Source organism: Micromonospora chalcea, assembly GCF_028768405.1.
GTDB lineage: Bacteria > Actinomycetota > Actinomycetes > Mycobacteriales > Micromonosporaceae > Micromonospora > Micromonospora chalcea.
The window spans coordinates 6,125,467-6,139,745 of record NZ_CP118233.1; the positions used below are offsets into that span (position 1 = coordinate 6,125,467).

Genomic DNA, 14,279 nt, shown 5'->3' on the forward strand with positions numbered 1-14,279 from the left:
TGAGCGTGACCCGGCGGCACCGCCGGGCCAGTAACTGGATCTGTTCAAGATTCTTCCGCAGCCCTGTTTGCGCTCGTGGTGGGCGGTGGCCGGGTGTGAAGGCGGTCACCAGCCCCGCGATCGTCCCGGAATATGGGTTTCGCCTCCCAAAAGCGGGGGCGGGGTGGCAGAGTACTGGTCGTGACCAGCTTCGTCCTGATCATTAGCAGCTAGCGCGCCGGCCTTCCCTCGCCGAGCGCGCAGACCTCCCGCATCCGCGGGGGGTCTTTTTGTTTGCTCCCCAGGACGGACACGAGAAGAGGACTCCGATGACCTTCCAGGTGTACGACACGACGCTGCGCGACGGCGCCCAGCGCGAAGGACTCACGTACTCGGTGGTCGACAAGCTGGCGGTGGCCCGCCTGCTCGACGACCTCGGGGTCGGCTTCATCGAGGGGGGCTGGCCGGGCGCGGTGCCCAAGGACACCGAGTTCTTCCGCCGGGCCCGCACCGAGCTGGAACTGCGGCACGCGATCCTGGTCGCCTTCGGCGCCACCCGCAAGGCCGGCCTCGCGGTCGAGGACGACCCGCAGGTGCGCGGGCTGCTCGACGCGCAGACCCCGGCCGTCGCCCTGGTCGCCAAGGCGGACCTGCGGCACGTGGAACGCGCGCTGCGCACCACCGCCGAGGAGAACCTCGCCATGATCCGCGACACCGTGTCGTACCTGGTGGCGCAGGGCCGGCGGGTCTTCGTCGACGGGGAGCACTGCTACGACGGGTTCCGCTTCGACCCGGGCTACACCACCGCTGTGGCGGAGACCGCGCTGGCCGCCGGCGCCGAGCGCTTCGTCCTCTGCGACACCAACGGCGGCATGCTGCCCTCCCAGGTCACCGCCGTGATCGAAGGGCTGGTGGCGCGCACCGGGATCGCGCCGGAACGGCTCGGCATGCACGCGCAGAACGACACCGCCTGCGCGGTCGCCAACACCATCGCCGCCGTCGAGGCCGGCGTCCGCCACGTGCAGGGCACCGCCAACGGGTACGGCGAGCGCCCCGGCAACGCCGACATCTTCGCGATCGTCGCCAATCTTCAGCTCAAGCTGGGCATGCCCGTCCTACCGGAGGGCTGCCTGGAACAGATGGTGCGGGTCTCGCACGCCATCGCCGAGATCGCCAACATCGCCCCCGACACCCACCAGGCCTACGTCGGGGCTGCCGCCTTCGCTCACAAGGCGGGGCTGCACGCGAGCGCGATCAAGGTCGACCCGTTGCTCTACAACCACGTGGAACCCACCGTGGTGGGCAACGACATGCGGATCCTGGTGACCGAGATGGCCGGCCGGGCCAGCATCGAGCTCAAGAGCCGTGAGCTCGGTCTGGACCTGGCCGGCCATCCGGACACCCTGTCCAAGGTCACCGGGCGGGTCAAGGAGCTGGAGGCCGATGGCTGGTCGTTCGAGGCCGCCGACGCCTCGTTCGAACTGCTGGTCCGCTCGGAACTGCCGGGCGCGGCGCCGGTCCGGCCGTTCACGCTGGAGTCGTACCGGGTGCTGGTCGAGCACCGCGAGGACGGCGCGGTGGTCTCCGAGGCCACGGTGAAGATCCGGGTACGCGGCGAGCGGGTGATCGCCACCGCCGAGGGCAACGGCCCGGTCAACGCGCTGGACGAGGCGTTGCGGGTGGCGCTGTCCCGGCACTACCCGGAGCTGCGCGAGTTCCAGCTGGCCGACTACAAGGTCCGCATCCTGGAGGGCAGCCACGGTACCGGCGCGGTGACGCGCGTACTCGTGGAGACCGCCGGGGCGGGCCGCGACTGGACCACCGTGGGCGTGCACCCGAACGTGGTCGAGGCCAGCTGGCACGCGCTCGTCGACGCGCTCACCTACGGCCTGGACCGGACCCGGGTGACGGGCGGGACCGCGGCCTGACTCACCCGGCCGGCAGGCGCAGCTCGGCCAGCAACGCGCGGTGGTCGCTGCCCGGCACCGGGAAGGTGCCGGCGGCGCGCACCGCGATGCGCCGGTCCACCAGGACGTGGTCGATGGTGACCGGCGGGATCGGGTCGCCGTCGTACGGGCCCCAGGTGCCGCCGAACCCGGCCCCGGCCGCGTCCGCCGCGTCGGTGTAACCGGTGGCGATCAGCTCCCGCAGCGCCGCATGGTCGAGCGTCGCGTTGAAGTCCCCGGCCAGCACGCTCAGCCCGCCGTCCGGGGTGGCCGGCGGCTGGGCGCGCTGGTCGGTCCACCAGTCCGGCACCACGTCCACCGCGTACGGCGCGGCCGGGTGCGCCGACTCCACCCGTAACGGCGGCGCACCCGGCACCGTCACCGTCGCGTACGCCTGGGTGAAGAAGAACCCCTTGTTGCGGCGGTGCCCGGTGTCGCGCAGCGGGTGGCGGGCGTACACGCCGGAGCCGGTGGAGCCGACCTCGGGGCTCAGCGACCGGTAGGGCAGCAGCGTGGCCAGGCCGAGCCGGTCCAGCTCGGCCGCGAGCGCCGGGGTGAGCTCCTGCACCGTGAGCACGTCCACCCGCCGGACCCGGGCCAGGTCGACAAGTCCCGCCGGGTCGGCCGAGCCGAGGCGCAGGTTGGCGGTGAGCAGCCGCAGCGTCGGCCCGTCGGCCGGGGGACGGGCGTCGGGGACCGCCCGGGGCGCCACCACGCCGATCAACGACAGCGCGGCGAGTGCCGCGACCACCGCCGGGGCCCGGCGCCGCAGGGCGAGCGCCGACACCGCCACGACCGGGGCCAGCGCGGCGACGTACGGCGTGAAGGCGATCGCCAGCACCAGCGGACCGCGTTCCAGCCCGGCCAGGCGTACCAGCGCCCAGGCGGCGACCGGCGCCGCTGCCAGCCAGCACGCGGCGGTGGCCCAGCGGCCGCCCCGGGTGCCGCCCCGGGACAGGTCCGGAGCTGTGATCATGGCCGTCAGGCTACCCGGGTCCGCGCTGCCGCGATGCCCGGCGAAACAATTTCGTGAATGCTCGACCGCAATTTCTGAGCACTTTTTCGATCGGTCGGACACGCAATATGAGCTATTGACCGCCCGCGTTTTCCGGTGCTACGTTCCCCCTGGTTGAGACGTCGCGACTCTCTGTAGTAAGGCCAGCTCACGAGCGGTGCGCTCCCCGGGCGGATTCCCGATGATCCGCAATTTGACGCGCGCAGTCGCCGTATCACCACGGTTTAACCAAGGGAGAACTCATGGCCACATTCTTCAAGCGAAAGGCGACGGTGGTGGCGCTCGCCGCGCTGTCCCTCACCCTGGCCGGTGGCGGGATCGCCGCGGCCGCCCAGGCGGAGGCGCGACCCCAGCCCGGCGCCCGGCACAGCACCGCGCAGCCGCCGGTGACCGCCGCCGAGCGGCAGGCCGCCCGCGCCGCCATGCGGGCCACGCTGGCCCCGCCGGCCCCCGGTCAGGTCGCCTGGGCGGTCGTGTCGGCGAACGGGACGCTGCTGCAGCACTCCGGCAACGTGGTGTCCTCGCTCCGGTTCGTACCCGGCCCGGGCGTGTCCGCCGGGCAGTACCAGGTGCTGTTCGACTACGACGTGTCCGCCAAGGCGTACCACGTCTCGATCGGCACGAACGACTCGGCGAACGTGCCGCCGGGCGGCGAGATCTCGGCCGCGCCGCGCACGCTGACCCCCAACGCGGTCTTCGTGCAGACCCGCAACTCCACCGGCGGCTTCGCCGACCGGCCGTTCCACATCCTGGTCGCCAACTGACCCGTCCGGCCGCGCACCGGCCTCCGCTGCGGCGGGGGCCGGTGTCGTGTTCCGTCCCGGTCCCGCCCGGACCGATGGGGTTCGCGCCGTTGCCGCCCGATCGGGGAGATGCTGCCCGTCCGGTTCGGCCACTGCCGGTCCGGGTCCGATAATCCGACGTTTGTCGCCGGTCCGGCCCGGGAAGCAAGCACCGTGACGGACATCTCGGACACCCTGGCCAGCGTGCCCAGCCCGGTCGATGCCGACGCGAGCGGCGTCGAGCTGGAACAGACCCTCGCCGAGGTCAAACGCGTGATCGTCGGGCAGGATCGGCTCGTCGAACGCCTGCTCACCGCCCTCATCGCCGACGGTCACTGCCTGCTGGAGGGCGTACCGGGGGTGGCCAAGACGCTCGCGGCGCAGACCCTCGCCACAGTCGTCGGCGGCACCTTCTCCCGGATCCAGTTCACGCCCGACCTGGTGCCCTCCGACATCGTCGGCACCCGCATCTACCGCGCCTCAACCGAGCAGTTCGACGTGGAGCTGGGACCGATCATGGCGAACCTCGTGCTCGCCGACGAGATCAACCGGGCCCCGGCCAAGGTGCAGTCGGCCCTGCTGGAGGCAATGGCCGAGCGGCAGGTCTCGATCGGCGGGCGGAGCTGGCCGGTGCCGGAGCCGTTCCTGGTCCTGGCCACCCAGAACCCGATCGAGTCCGAGGGCGTCTACCAGCTCCCCGAGGCGCAACGCGACCGCTTCCTCATGAAGGTCGTGGTCGACTACCCGAGCGACGCCGACGAGCTGGCCATCCTCTACCGGATGAGCACCGAGCGCCCCACCGCGAGCACCGTGCTCGACCCGATCCGGCTGCGGGAACTCCAGCGCCGCGCCACCGACGTCTTCGTCCACCACGCGCTCGCCGAGTACGTGGTCCGCCTCATCCTCGCCACCCGCGACCCGCAACGCTTCGGCCTGCCCGACATCGCGCCGCTGCTGGCGTACGGGGCCAGCCCCCGGGCCACGCTCGGCCTGGTGGCCGCCGCCCGCGCGCAGGCACTCATCCACGGCCGCGACTACGTCCTCCCCGAGGACATCCGGGACCTGGCGGTGGACGTGCTGGCGCACCGGCTCGTGCTCACCTTCGACGCGGTCGCCGACGGGATCTCCGGCGAGGACGTGGTGCGCCGGGTGATCGAGGCGGTGCCACCACCCCGGCTGGTGAACGGGCCCACCGAGGCGGCGCCGGACCTGGCGGCGGCATGACCGGCGCGGCCGAGCCCGGGCTGACCGACCTCGCGCCCGACCAGCGGCTGCGCCGGCTGGAGCTGACGGTGACCCGGCGGCTCGACGGCCTGCTGCACGGCCGGTACCGGGGCCTGCTGCCCGGGCCGGGCAGCGAGGCCGCCGGCAGCCGGGAGTACCGCCCCGGCGAGGACGAGGTACGCCGGATGGACTGGGCGGTCACCGCCCGGACCACGGTGCCGCACGTCCGCCAGGTCGACGCGGACCGGGAACTGACCACCTGGCTGCTCGTCGACGCCAGCCCCAGCATGGAGTACGGCACCTCCACGCTGGACAAACGGGAGCTGGCGGTGGCCGCTGTGGCAGCGATCGGCTTCCTCACCGCCGGAGTCGGCAACCGGCTCGGCGCGCAGGTGCTCACGCCCGACGGGCTGCGCCGATTCCCGGCCCGCAGCGGGCGTACCCATCTGCTCGGGCTGCTCCGCGCGCTGCTCGGCGCTCCGCGTACCGACGACCGGCGGGACCCGGACGACGCGGGCGCGGCCGGCGCACGCCCGCCCGCCGCGGGGCCGGGCCTGGCCGACGGCCTGGACGGCCTGCAGCGTGTCGCCACCCGGCGCGGGCTCGTGGTGATCGTCTCCGACTTCCTCGACGAACTGCCCGACGACCCGGACGCCGCGCCCCCGCCGTGGGCCGCGGCGCTGCGCCGCCTCGCGGTCCGTCATCAGGTGCTCGCGGTCGAGGTGACCGACCCGCGCGAGCTGGAACTGCCCGACGTCGGACTGATCACGCTCGTCGACCCGGAGAGCGGCCGGCACCGCGAGGTGTGGACCGGCGACCCGGACCTGCGCGAGCGGTACGCGCGCGCCGCCGCCGAGCAGCGCGAGCAGGTACGCCACACGCTGCGCCGGGCCGGCGCCACCCACATGGCGCTGCGCACCGACCGGGACTGGTGCGCGGACGTGGTGCGGCACGTGCACGAGCAGCGCCGGCTGGCCACCGTGCCGGCCGCCGCCCGGGGAGGTGTCGCATGACCTGGCAGTCACCAGCCCGCCTCTGGCTGCTGCTCGCCGTCCTCGCGCTGGTCGCCGGCTACCTGGTGCTGCAACGGCGGCAGAGCCGGTACGCGGTGCGCTTCACCAACCTGCGCCTGCTGGACCGGGTCGCCCCGCGCCGCCCGGCCTGGCGCCGGCACGTGCCGGCGGGCCTGTTCCTGGCCATGCTGGCGCTGCTCGTGGTCGGGTTCGCCCGCCCCGAGGCGGAGGTGCGGGTCCCCCGGGAACGGGCCACCGTGATGGTCGCTGTCGACGTCTCCACCTCGATGCTCGCCGGTGACGTGGACCCGGACCGGTTGACAGCAGCCAAGGAGGCCGGCCGGCGGTTCGTCGACGGGCTGCCGGACGAGTTCAACGTCGGCCTCGTCGCGTTCGCCGGCAGCGCCGCGGTGCTGGTGCCGCCGAGCACCGACCGGGAGGCGCTGCACGACGGCATCGGGCGGCTGGCCGAGGGCATCACCGGCGTGCAGGGCACCGCGATCGGCGAGGCGATCAGCACCTCGCTGGGCGCGGTCAAGAGCCTTGACGCGACTGCCGCGAAGGACCCGCCGCCGGCCCGGATCATCATCCTCTCCGACGGCGCGAACACCTCCGGGATGGACCCGATCGAGGCGGCCGACCAGGCCGTCGCCGCCAAGGTCCCGGTGCACACGATCTCCTTCGGCACGCCCGGGGGTTCGGTCGACCGGGGCGGCCGGGCGATCCAGGTGCCGGTGGACGGGCAGACGCTGCGGGCGGTCGCCGAGCAGACCGGTGGCGGATTCCACGAGGCGTCCACCACCGCCGAGCTGAAGGACGTCTACGAGGACATCGGCACGTCCGTCGGCTACCGCACCGAACGGCAGGACATCTCGGCCCGCTTCATCGGCCTCGGGCTGGTCCTGGCGATGGGCGCCGCCGCCGGCTCGCTGCGGTGGTTCTCCCGGCTGCCCTGACCCGCACACCACTACCGCACGACATGTGAGGAGCCAGGCATGGCAGTGCAGACCGGACTCGGCGAGCCACGCGGACCGTGGTTCGTCTCGCCGGAGCTGGACCCGGACGGGCGCGGCCACCGGGACGTACCCGGGGGCGGGCCGGAGGCCGGACGGCGCAGCCTGCGGCACCGGCTGCTGAGCGTGGCGGCGGTGGTGGCGCTCTCCACCGTCTCCGGCGCGCTGGCCGGCACCTGGGCGGCCGACCAGGGCTCGCCGGGACCGAGCGCGGCATCCGCCGCGCCGGTGCCCGCGGAACTGGTCACCGCCGCCGGCAAGACGGTGCCCGGCGTGGTCTCGGTGATGGTCGGGGGCCGATCCGGCGCGTCCGCGTCCGGCTCCGGATTCGCCATCGACAACGAGCAGCACATCGTCACCAACGACCACATCCTGGCCCGCGGCGGCTCGGGCGCGGTGACTGTGGAGACCTCGGACGGGCGTCGCTTCCCGGCCGAGGTGGTGGGCCGGGAACCCGCCAGCGACCTGGCCGTGCTCAAGGTGCCCGCGTCCGCCGGCCTGCCGCCGCTGCCGCTGGCCAAGGCGAACTCGACCCGGGTGGGGGAGCCGGTGCTCGCGGTCGGGTCGCCGCTCGGGCTCGCCGGGACCGTCACCGCCGGTATCGTCAGCGCGCTCAACCGGCAGGTGCGGATCGGCAACGGCCGGCACACGGCGGTGCAGACCGACGCCTCCATCAACCCGGGCAACTCGGGCGGGCCGCTGGTGAACGCGCGCGGTGAGGTGGTCGGCGTGAACACCGCCATCGCCACCATCGACGGCAACGGGTCGATCGGCATCGGCTTCGCCATCCCGATCGACCAGGTCCAGCAGACCGCCGACACCATCATCGGCCGGGGCGGCTGAGTCACCGGGCGCGGTCTCCCGCGCGGGTCGCCTCGGCGCTTCGCGCGGCGCTGACCTGCACAAGCACTGCAAGATCGGTGCGAACTGTCGGATATCCGGCGTGGGATCATTGGGGAATAGAAATATTACGCTGAGTATGGATACTGGCGGAGGTGGAGCAAGCTGTCATTGCGGCCCTCCTCGTGATGGGCCTGATCATCGGCGCCGGTGTCGGCGCGTCCTACGCGCGTGCGAAACGCGGCTGGACCGACTACCAGACGATCCGGACCAGCGTGCCGGGCGCCCGCCGCAACGCCTGGCTCGCGATTCGCGGCGTGGTCGTCAAGCTCGCGGTGATCGCCCTGCTGCTGGTCGGCGCGGCCGCGTACGCGGCCTCCGGCGGCGAGGAACGGGCCGGTCCCACCCCGAGCGCCACCCCCACCCCGAGTCACCGCGCCGGGCGCTAGCCTCGGGGAGTGGACGACGGACTGCGGGTGACCGACCGGCTCGTGGTGCCCGCAGTCGAGCTGCGGGAACGGTTCTCCCGGTCGTCCGGGCCCGGCGGCCAGGGGGTGAACACCACCGACTCGCGGGTGGAACTGAGCTTCGACCTGGGCCGCTCGCCGAGCGTGCCGGAGACGCTGCGGGAACGGGCGCTGACCCGGCTCGCCGGACGCCTGGTCGACGGCGTGCTGACCGTGACCGCCAGTGAGCACCGCGCGCAACTGGCCAACCGGGAAGCGGCCCGGGAACGGATGGCCGCGCTGCTGCGCGAGGCCGTCGCCCCGCCGCCCAAGGCGCGCCGCCCGACCCGCCCCTCCCGTGGCGCCAAGGAGCGCCGGCTGGCCGAGAAGAAGCGCCAGTCCCAGCGCAAACGCGACCGCCGGGTGGACGGCGACTGACCGAAAAACGGTTGAACCGCCCGGCGCGCCGACCGGAGAATTCCGCCCCGTGATCGACTTCTCCGTCAAGCCCACGCTCACCGGCGAGCGTGTGGCGCTGCGCCCGTTCCACGACGACGACCTGCCGGCGCTCGCGGAGATCCTGGCCGACCCGGAGGTGGTCCGGCTGACCGGCAGCCCGGCCGGCGAGACGTTCGAACCGGCCCGGTTGCGCGCCTGGTACGGCACCCGCAACAGCCAGGACGACCGGCTCGACCTCGCGGTGGTGGACCGGGCCAGCGGCGCCTGCGTCGGCGAGGTGGTCCTCAACGAGTGGGACCGGGCCAACGCGAGCTGCAACTTCCGCACGCTGATCGGTCCCGGCGGCCGCGACCGCGGCCTCGGCACCGAGGCGGTGCGGCTGATCGTCGGGTACGGCTTCGAGCAGCTCGGCCTGCACCGCATCGGCCTGGAGGTGTTCGCGTTCAACCCGCGTGCCCGGCGCGCCTACGAGAAGGTGGGCTTCGTCGCCGAGGGGACGCTGCGGCAGGTGCTGCGCGACGGCGACGGCTGGGTGGACGCCACTGTCATGTCGATCCTCGCTCCGGAGTGGAACCGGCACCGGGGGTACCCGGAGGGTTGAGCCGGAGGCGTCGAAGCGCTTCAATGCGTACGGGAGCTTCAGGGCCGTCACCGACCACCACGTCACAGTGACAGGAGTCCCTTCCGCATGTCCCGAAACCCCGTACGCGCCGCGCTGACCGCGCTCGCCGCGCTGCTACCGGTCCTCGCCCTCGGCCTCGCCCTCACCGCCACCACACCCCCGGCCGCCGCGGCGGCCACGCCGGTCCGCGTCATGCCACTGGGCGACTCCATCACCGGGTCGCCCGGCTGCTGGCGCGCCCTGCTCTGGAACCGCCTCCAGTCCACCGGCCACACCGACGTCGACTTCGTCGGCACGCTCGGGCCGCAGGGCTGCGGCGTGCCCTACGACGGCGACAACGAGGGCCACGGCGGCTACCTCGCGACGAACGTGGCCAACCAGAACCTGCTGCCCGGCTGGCTCGCCGCCACCCGCCCGGACGTCGTGCTCATGCACTTCGGCACCAACGACGTGTGGAGCAACATCGCGCCCGCCACGATCCTCGCCGCGTACTCGAAGCTGGTGGACCAGATGCGGGCCGCCAACCCGGCCACGACCGTGCTGGTCGCGAAGATCATCCCGATGAACCCGGCGAGCTGCCCGGAGTGCGGCCAGCGGACCGTGGCGCTCAACTCGCTCATCGACGGCTGGGCGGCCGGGAAGACCACGGCCGCCTCCCCGATCGTGGTGGTCGACCAGTGGACCGGGTTCAGCACCGCCACCGACACCTACGACGGGGTGCACCCGAACGCGGCCGGGGACCAGAAGATGTCCGACAGGTGGTACCCGGCGCTGGTCGCCGCGCTCGGCCGCGCCACGCCCGGCCCGACCACGTCCCCGACCGTCAGCCCCACGCCGTCGCCCACGCTCAGCCCGTCACCGACGACCAGCCCGTCGCCCACCGCGAGCCCGACGTCGGCGCCCGGCGGCTGCACCGCCACCTGGCGCCTCGCCGGTCAGTGGCCGGGCGGCTTCCAGGGGGAGGTGACAGTGCGCAACGACGGCGCCGCGCCGATCGCCGGCTGGACCGTGCGCTTCCCGCTCGCCGGCGGACAGCGGGTCAGCCAGGCGTGGAGCGCCGACGTGACGCAGAGCGGAACCACTGTGACCGCCCGGAACGCGAGCTGGAACGGCGCGCTGGCCCCGGCCGCCCAGACCACGTTCGGGTTCCTGGCCGAGGGAACCGCGCCGAGCCCGGCGCCGACCTGCGCGCCGAGCTGACCGTCGCGTGCCGGCCGGCCCCGCTCAGCGGTGGTCGGCCGGCACCGCCCGGTCCAGCGCGGCCAGCAGCCGGGCGCGCAACCCGGCGGCACGCTCGGCGAACCCGCGCTGCGCGGTGGCGTACTCGGCCCGGCCCTCCGGCGTCTCCACCGGCACCGGCGGGTAGCCCAGGGCGGCCAGGTCGTACGGGCTGGCACGCATGTCCAGCGTCCGGATCTCCCGGGCCAGCTCGAAGCAGTCCGCCACGAGTTCCGAGCAGACCAGCGGCGACAGCTTGTACGCCCACTTGTAGAGATCCATGTTGGCGTGCAGGCAACCCGGCTGCTCCAGCGCGTGCTGGCTGTCCCGGGTCGGCTGGAGCACGTTCAGCGGGCGGGCCGGCGCGGTGAAGAACCGGAACGCGTCGAAGTGGCTGCACCGCACGCCGCGCTCCTCGACCACCGCCGCCGTCGCCGCCGGGCTCAGCCGCAGCGGCCAGGAGTTGTGCCGTACCTGCTCCTGGGTCTGCCGGTAGACCATCGCCCACTCGTGCATGCCGAAGCAGCCGAACTGCGCCGGGCGTCCGGCGGTCGCCGCCAGCAGCGTACGGATCCAGGCGATCGACTCGGCGCGCCGCGCGCGTACCCGATCGGTGTCGAGGGTGAGCCCGGCGGCGCAGGCGGTGTAGTCCGGGCCGAAACCGGCCGGGTCGGCGTCGCGCAGCGTTACGCCCGCGCCCGGGTGCCAGCGGCGCAGCTGGGCCGGCCGGTGCGAGTAGTAGGTGAAGAGGAAGTCCTCCACCGGATGCTTCACGCCCGCCCGGCGGCGGCCGAGATGCGGCGTCAGCCAGGCGTCCACCCGCTGCTCGTGGGCGGCCCGGCGCGCCTGCCAGTCGGCGACGTCGAGCGCGGGGGCGAGGGCGGCGGTCACGCACCCCAGGGTACGACCGCCGCCCGTCGCCGGGTCACGGCACGTCCACCCGCACGCCCGCGGAGAAGACGCCGCTGCGCAGCTCCAGCCGCTTCGGCGGCTCGTCGCCGCGCATGGTGAACACCAGTGGCAGCAGCACCCGCCGCCCGGCGGCCACCGGCTGGGAGAACACGTCCCGGCCCAGGTTCGCCACCCGGGTCGCGTCCTCGTCGGCGGCCACCCAGTTCCCGCTCGGCAGGTACGCGCGCTGCAACTGCCCGTGCCAGGTCTGGTCCTCGTTCGTGACGTTGCGCACCCCGACCGTGGCCAGACAGGGGCGTCCGCCGCCGGGCGCCGCCGGCAGGACGTCCGCGCCGCAGCTCACCCGGTAGACGGTGAACTCGAACGCGGTCTCCCGCAGCGGCTGGCCCAACGCGCCGGTGACGCTGCTGCCCACCCACGCGCCGCTCGTCGGCTGCTTGGTGGTGTCCATCGCCGCCACCCGCTGCGTGGCCGACCAGGCCGCCGCGCCGACCACCCCGGCCAGCACCGCCGCCGCCACGCCCACCACCAGCCAGACCGGCGGCCGGCGACGGCGGCTCGCGGGCGCCGGCACCGCAGTACGCGGATAGACCGTGCCCCGTTCGGCCGGGCTGCCCTGCCCCGGGACGCCGCTTCCCGGCGCGCCGGCACCGGCGGACATCGCCCCGCCTCCGGACAGGCCGGTGCCCGCCGTCGCGGCCGTGCGCCGGCGGCGGCGCCACAGGGCCCACCACAGCACGCCCGCGGTCACCACCAGCAACGCGGTGAACGCGGCAAGCAGCACCGGTGGCCGCCGCCAGGCGGGGGCGGCCGTCACCTGCGCCGCCGGGGCCGTCGCGGCGCCCACCCAGGTCGCCGTGGCGCAGTCGTACGGGCGCGTGCCGTCGGTGCCGTAGACGCAGGTGGGCGCGGTCACCGACCGGCCCGGGCCGGGAACCGACAGCGCGGTGTGCAACGTGGTGGTGCTCTTCGCCGGCAGGCGCAGCCGCCACGTCACCTCCCCGGCGCTGGACCCGGCGGGCCGGGTGGTCCGCCCGCCGCCGGTCACCGTGGTGGCCCGCGACCCGCTCGGCAGCTCCTGCCGCACCATCGTGTCGACCGGCGCCGTGCCGGCGTTGCGGACCTCGATCCGGTAACCCGGCGCCGGAGTGCCCGCCGCGCCGACCGCCACGCTCACCGGCGGCATCGACGGGCGGACCGGCGCCGGGCCGGTGGTCGGCACCGCCGGCGGGACCGCCGGCACGCCGGTCGGGATCGGGGTCGCCCCCGCGCCGGGCAGGGCGACCGGGACGGCGGCCGGCGGTGGAGCCGGTCGGGCGGGAGTTTCGGCCGCGCGGGGCGTCGCCGGGGACAGCGCCGGTACGGCGGCGATGACGCCGAGGCAGTTCACGAACACTGCCAGGGCCCTGTGGTGTCGTCTCGATGCAGGCATACCAACGAACCTCCGGAACCGAAGCTATGGGCCGGGCCCCGCCGGGCGGGTACGAAGCCGCCATTCCCGCCCCGTCCGGCGCGATCCGGCGTACCCTGTCGCTCTCTCGCCGGTCCCGGCGCCGGCGGGCGGCGAGGGGTGCGGCGCGGGCCGCCGGGCGCGCTGCCTGCCGGTGTCCGACGGGCGCCGCGCGGGCGGGGATAGATTGGCCGGGTGCGTATCGCTCGTTTCGCTCATGCCAAGGGAATGTCGTTCGGGGTCGTCGAGGGCGAGCCGGAGGCCGGGCCGCAGGGCCTGACCATCGCCGAGATCGAGGGCCACCCGTTCGGGCAGATCCAGTTCTCCGGCGCCCGCTGGGCGCTCTCCGACGTCCGGCTGCTGTCGCCGATCCTGCCCAGCAAGGTGGTCTGCGTCGGCCGCAACTACGCCGAGCACGCCGCCGAACACGGCAGCGAGGTGCCGAAGGAGCCGCTGCTCTTCCTCAAGCCGTCCACGTCGGTCATCGGTCCGCGCGACGCGATCCGGCTGCCGATCTTCTCCAAGCAGGTCGAGCACGAGGCGGAACTCGCCGTGGTGATCGGCGCTCCGGGCGCCCGCCGGGCCGACCGGGCCGCCGCCGAGCGGGCCATCTTCGGCTACACCTGCGCCAACGACGTCACCGCGCGGGACCTCCAGCGCTCCGACGGCCAGTGGACCCGCGCCAAGGGCTTCGACTCGTTCTGCCCGATCGGGCCGTGGATCACCACCGGGCTCGACGTGAGCGACCTGGAGATCCGGTGTGAGGTGGGCCGCAACCCGGAGGAGATGGAGGTACGCCAGCTCGGCCGGACCAAGGACATGGTGTTCGACGTACCGGGCCTGGTGTCGTACATCTCGCACGTGATGACGCTGCTGCCCGGCGACGTGGTCCTGACCGGCACGCCGGCGGGGGTTAGTCCGCTCACCGAGGGGGATACGGTCACCGTGCGGATCCAGGGGATCGGGGAGCTCAGCAACCCGGTGGTCCCTGTCGCCTGATTCGCTCCGATGCCTCGTTTCCGCTGGTCAGGTGGGTTTCGAGGGGTTGGATTTGGCCTGTCGGCACCGGGAGGGTAAAGTTCATTCCCGGCGCCGCAAGGGGCCAATGGGGTATGGGGTAATTGGCAGCCCGACTGATTCTGGTTCAGTTAGTCTAGGTTCGAGTCCTGGTACCCCAGCGCAGCCGCGGGTTCGCAAGAGCTCGCGGACGCTGGATTCCGGCAGCTCACGCTGGCGGAGTGCAATGAAGGTTCTGGCCCCGTCGTCTAGCGGCCCAGGACGCCGCCCTCTCAAGGCGGTAGCGCCGGTTCGAATCCGGTCGGGGCTACAGCACCGACAGCCCGTCCCGTTTCCCCGGGGC

At 73.8% G+C, this 14,279-nt stretch carries 14 protein-coding genes and 2 tRNA genes; 13 read left to right on the top strand and 3 right to left on the bottom strand.

Features of this window, described 5'->3' with window-relative positions:
• Positions 1-308: 308 nt before the first annotated feature.
• On the top strand, positions 309-1,907 hold the full coding sequence (gene cimA, locus PVK74_RS27755; protein WP_043325985.1) for a citramalate synthase: 1,599 nt from the start codon (positions 309-311) through the stop codon (positions 1,905-1,907).
• Between the two features lies 1 nt (position 1,908).
• On the opposite strand, the gene PVK74_RS27760 is transcribed toward cimA, so the two are convergent.
• Positions 1,909-2,901: an endonuclease/exonuclease/phosphatase family protein gene (locus PVK74_RS27760; RefSeq protein ID WP_274477571.1), complete on the bottom strand. Its 993-nt coding sequence runs from the start codon at positions 2,899-2,901 to the stop codon at positions 1,909-1,911.
• A 281-nt stretch (positions 2,902-3,182) separates the two neighbouring features.
• On the opposite strand from PVK74_RS27760, the gene PVK74_RS27765 reads away from it, so the two are divergent.
• The 9 genes from PVK74_RS27765 (at position 3,183) to PVK74_RS27805 (ending at position 10,539) form a co-directional block, all read left to right on the top strand.
• Entirely contained in the window at positions 3,183-3,704 is a 522-nt protein-coding gene (locus PVK74_RS27765; RefSeq protein ID WP_043325982.1) for a hypothetical protein, read from the top strand.
• A 192-nt stretch (positions 3,705-3,896) separates the two neighbouring features.
• Positions 3,897-4,946, top strand: a complete 1,050-nt coding sequence (locus PVK74_RS27770) for an AAA family ATPase (RefSeq protein WP_043325980.1) — start codon at positions 3,897-3,899, stop codon at positions 4,944-4,946.
• Complete coding sequence (locus PVK74_RS27775; protein ID WP_043325978.1) at positions 4,943-5,959, top strand: DUF58 domain-containing protein; 1,017 nt, start codon at positions 4,943-4,945, stop codon at positions 5,957-5,959. The genes PVK74_RS27770 and PVK74_RS27775 overlap by 4 nt, the downstream gene beginning before the upstream one ends.
• Entirely contained in the window at positions 5,956-6,915 is a 960-nt protein-coding gene (locus PVK74_RS27780) for a VWA domain-containing protein (protein WP_104113889.1), read from the top strand. The genes PVK74_RS27775 and PVK74_RS27780 overlap by 4 nt, the downstream gene beginning before the upstream one ends.
• A 39-nt stretch (positions 6,916-6,954) precedes the next feature.
• Positions 6,955-7,815: a S1C family serine protease gene (locus PVK74_RS27785; protein WP_187692889.1), complete on the top strand. Its 861-nt coding sequence runs from the start codon at positions 6,955-6,957 to the stop codon at positions 7,813-7,815.
• A gap of 152 nt (positions 7,816-7,967) precedes the next feature.
• Positions 7,968-8,261 (top strand): hypothetical protein, encoded by a 294-nt coding sequence (locus PVK74_RS27790; RefSeq protein WP_274477572.1) that lies wholly within the window; start codon positions 7,968-7,970, stop codon positions 8,259-8,261.
• Positions 8,262-8,270: 9 nt separating this feature from the next.
• Positions 8,271-8,696 carry an alternative ribosome rescue aminoacyl-tRNA hydrolase ArfB gene (gene arfB, locus PVK74_RS27795; protein ID WP_043325975.1) on the top strand — a complete coding sequence of 142 codons (426 nt, stop codon included), beginning with the start codon at positions 8,271-8,273 and terminating at the stop codon, positions 8,694-8,696.
• Between the two features lie 49 nt (positions 8,697-8,745).
• Entirely contained in the window at positions 8,746-9,318 is a 573-nt protein-coding gene (locus tag PVK74_RS27800; protein WP_274477573.1) for a GNAT family N-acetyltransferase, read from the top strand.
• An 87-nt stretch (positions 9,319-9,405) separates the two neighbouring features.
• Complete coding sequence (locus PVK74_RS27805) at positions 9,406-10,539, top strand: cellulose binding domain-containing protein (protein WP_274477574.1); 1,134 nt, start codon at positions 9,406-9,408, stop codon at positions 10,537-10,539.
• A 24-nt stretch (positions 10,540-10,563) separates the two neighbouring features.
• On the opposite strand, the gene PVK74_RS27810 is transcribed toward PVK74_RS27805, so the two are convergent.
• Positions 10,564-11,448: a 3-methyladenine DNA glycosylase gene (locus tag PVK74_RS27810; protein WP_209960332.1), complete on the bottom strand. Its 885-nt coding sequence runs from the start codon at positions 11,446-11,448 to the stop codon at positions 10,564-10,566.
• Positions 11,449-11,482: 34 nt separating this feature from the next.
• Positions 11,483-12,901, bottom strand: a complete 1,419-nt coding sequence (locus tag PVK74_RS27815) for a hypothetical protein (protein ID WP_274477575.1) — start codon at positions 12,899-12,901, stop codon at positions 11,483-11,485.
• A gap of 213 nt (positions 12,902-13,114) precedes the next feature.
• On the opposite strand from PVK74_RS27815, the gene PVK74_RS27820 reads away from it, so the two are divergent.
• From PVK74_RS27820 to PVK74_RS27830, 3 genes are all read left to right on the top strand, one after another.
• Positions 13,115-13,918 (top strand): fumarylacetoacetate hydrolase family protein, encoded by an 804-nt coding sequence (locus PVK74_RS27820; protein WP_013284528.1) that lies wholly within the window; start codon positions 13,115-13,117, stop codon positions 13,916-13,918.
• Between the two features lie 107 nt (positions 13,919-14,025).
• Positions 14,026-14,097 (top strand) — tRNA-Gln (locus tag PVK74_RS27825).
• A gap of 76 nt (positions 14,098-14,173) precedes the next feature.
• Positions 14,174-14,246 (top strand) — tRNA-Glu (locus tag PVK74_RS27830).
• Positions 14,247-14,279: the final 33 nt, after the last annotated feature.